The sequence below is a fragment of the Streptomyces sp. sk2.1 genome, from assembly GCF_008120935.1.
Classification (GTDB): Bacteria; Actinomycetota; Actinomycetes; order Streptomycetales; family Streptomycetaceae; genus Streptomyces.
In genome coordinates this window covers 8,171-11,142 of record NZ_RDBO01000029.1, presented here as the reverse complement: position 1 = coordinate 11,142, position 2,972 = coordinate 8,171, and the positions used below count along the sequence as shown (strand labels likewise).

The 2,972-nt window shown below is 73.3% G+C and carries 1 protein-coding gene; it reads right to left on the bottom strand.

Going from position 1 to position 2,972, the window contains the following annotated elements; genetic code table 11:
- Window positions 1–2,877 (bottom strand): amino acid adenylation domain-containing protein (locus tag EAO76_RS11880; protein WP_187438573.1); only part of this gene is annotated, 2,877 nt, incomplete at its 3' end.
- Window positions 2,878–2,972 lie beyond the last annotated feature (95 nt).

Sequence of the window (2,972 nt, the reverse complement as noted above, 5' to 3'; positions counted from 1 at the left end):
ACCATCCACCGGCCCACCCACCGGCACCACATACGCAACGATCTGCCGCGACCCCGGCTGATCCTCACGCACCACCACAGCCACCCGGCCCACACCCGGACAAGCCCCCACAACCGACTCGATCTCACCCAACTCGATACGGAAACCACGCACCTTCACCTGATCATCCGCACGCCCCAGATACTCCAGCTCACCCCCCACCGACCAACGCACCACATCACCCGTCCGGTACATCCGCCCACCCGCGACACCGAACGGATCCGCCACGAACCGACCCGCCGACAACCCCGCACGCCCCAAATAACCCCGGGCCAGTCCGGGTCCGGCGATGTAGAGCTCTCCCGTGACACCGGGGGGCACGGGGCGCAGACCGGCGTCCAGGACGTAGACCCGGCGGTTGGTGATCGGCCGGCCGATCGGCGGGGTGCCGTCCGCGGAGCCGTCGCCGGAGAACCAGGCGGTCGAGTAGACCGTGGCCTCGGTCGGCCCGTAGATGTTGGCGACCCGGGTGCCCGGCATGGTCCGCCGGATGTCGTCCATCAGCCGGGCGGGCAGGGCCTCGCCGGCCAGGACGACCAGGTCCGCGCGCACGCCGAGGCCGCCGTGGGCCAGGAGCTGGTCGAGGGCGGACGGCACGGCGCTGATGAGGCTGCCGGACCAGGTGTCGTACGGCGCCTCGGTGAGCGCGAGCACATCGCGCACGACCTCGACGGAGCCGCCCGACAGGAGGGGGCCGAAGACCTCGAAGACCGACACGTCGAAGTTGAGCGAGGTCGCGAACAGGACCCGGGACAGCCGCTCGGGGCCGATCTCGGTCGCCGCCCAGGCGGCGAGGGCGACCACGCTCTCGTGGCTGACGACGACGCCCTTGGGGCGGCCGGTGGAGCCCGAGGTGTAGATGACGTACGCCGGGTTGGCGGGCCGCAGCGGCGCTACCCGGTCGGCGTCCGTCGGGGCGTCCGCGGGCAGGGAGTCCAGTTCGGCGGTGATGTCCTCGCCGTCCAGGAGGAGGTGCGGCGTGCCGGTCCCCGGCAGCCCCCCGGCCACCTCGGCGGTGGTCAGCACCAGCACCGGAGCGGCGTCCCGGAGCAGGAACTCGATCCGCTCCGCCGGATACCCCGGGTCCACCGGCAGGTACGCGGCCCCCGACTTCAGCACCGCGAGGACGGCGACGAGCAGATCGGCCGAGCGCGGCAGGGCGACGGCGACGAACTGCTCGGGGGCGGCGCCGCGGCCGATGAGCAGCCGGGCCAGCCGGTTGGAGCGCTCGTCCAGCTCGGCGTAGGACAGACCGGTGCCCCGGAACGTCACCGCGACGGAGTCGGGAGTACGGGCGGCCTGCTGCCGGAACGCGTCGGCCAGGGTGCCCGCGGGCACCGGGGCGGCGGTGTCGTTCCAGTCGACGAGGACGCGGTCCCGCTCCGCCGGCGGCAGCAGGTCGATGCGGCCGACCGGCCGGTCCGGGTCGGCGACGACGGCGTCGAGCACGGAGAGGAGGGCGGCCAGGATCCGCTCGGCGCGGTCCCGGTCGACGACGCCGGGACGGTGGCCGAGGCGCAGTTGCAGCCGGTCGCCGGGGACCGCGATCAGGGTGAGCGGGTAGTGGGTGGTGTCACCGCCGTCGACGCCGGTGACCCGCAGCCGGCCGTCCGCGCTGCCGAGGTCGAGCGCGTCGATCGGGTAGTTCTCGAACACCGCGATGGAGTCGAAGAGTTCGCCGTGTCCGGCCAGGCGCTGCACGTCGGCGAGGCGGACGTGCTGGTGCGGCATGAGCCGGGCCTGCTCGTCCTGCACGGCCGCGAAGAGGCCGGACAGGCTGTCGCCGGGACGCACCCGCACCCGGACGGGCAGGGTGTTGATGAACAGCCCCACCATGTCCTCGATGCCGGGCAGGTCGGCCGGGCGGCCGGAGACGGTGGCGCCGAAGACGACGTCGTCGCGGCCGGTGAGCCGGGCGAGGACCAGGCCCCAGCAGCCCTGCACCACGGTGTTGAGCGTGATGCCCAGGGCGCGGGCCCGCGCGCTCACGGCCTCGGTCAGCTCCGCCGTGAGCTCGGTCCGGATCTGCTCGGGCGCGGCATCGTCGGCGGTGTCGTGGGAGGAGGCGAGCAGGGTGGGCTCGTCGAGTCCGGCCAGGGCCTCGCGCCATGCCGTCTCGGCCGCGGCGCGGTCCTGTCGGGAGAGCCATTCCAGGTGGTCGCGGAAGGGGGTGACGCGCGGCAGGGCCGCGGTGTCGGAGCCGGAGGCGTACAGCGCGAAGAGCTCGCGGACCAGGACGGCCGTCGACCAGCCGTCGAGGAGCAGGTGGTCGTAGGTGAGGACGAGCCGGTGGTGGTGGTCGTCGAGCCGGATGGCGGTGAAGCGCAGGAGCGGCGGGGCGGCCGGGTCGAAGCGGCGGGCCCGGTCCTCGTCGAGGACCCGGGCGACGGCGGCGTCGCGCGCCTCGGGGGCCAGGTCCGCGAGGTCCTGCTCGGACCAGGGCAGTCGGGCCCCGGCGGTGATCACCTGGACGGGTGCGTCGAGTCCCTCGTGGACGAAGCCCGCGCGCAGCCCGGCGTGCCGGCTCAGCAGCGCTTCGGCGGCCCGGCGCATGGCCGTGGCGTCGAAGTCGCCCTCCAGGTCGAGGACGATCTGGACGGTGTACGCGTCCGAGCTCGCGTCCTCGTCGAGGGCGTGGAAGTGGAGTCCTTCCTGGAGCGGGGAGAGCGGGAGGACGTCGACGAGCCCCGGATACGCGCTCTCCAGCACCTCGATCTCGCCCTGCGTCACCTCCACCAACCCGACGTCCGACGGCGTCAGACCACCCGCACCCGGCTCACCCGCCGCAACCACCAACGACTCCAGGACCTCCACCCACGCACGGGCAAGACCCTCCACCTCACCCTCACCGAACAAACCACCCGGCCACGCCCACACCGCCGACAACACCGAACCATCCACACCGTCCAACGTCAGAGCATTCACCTCCAACG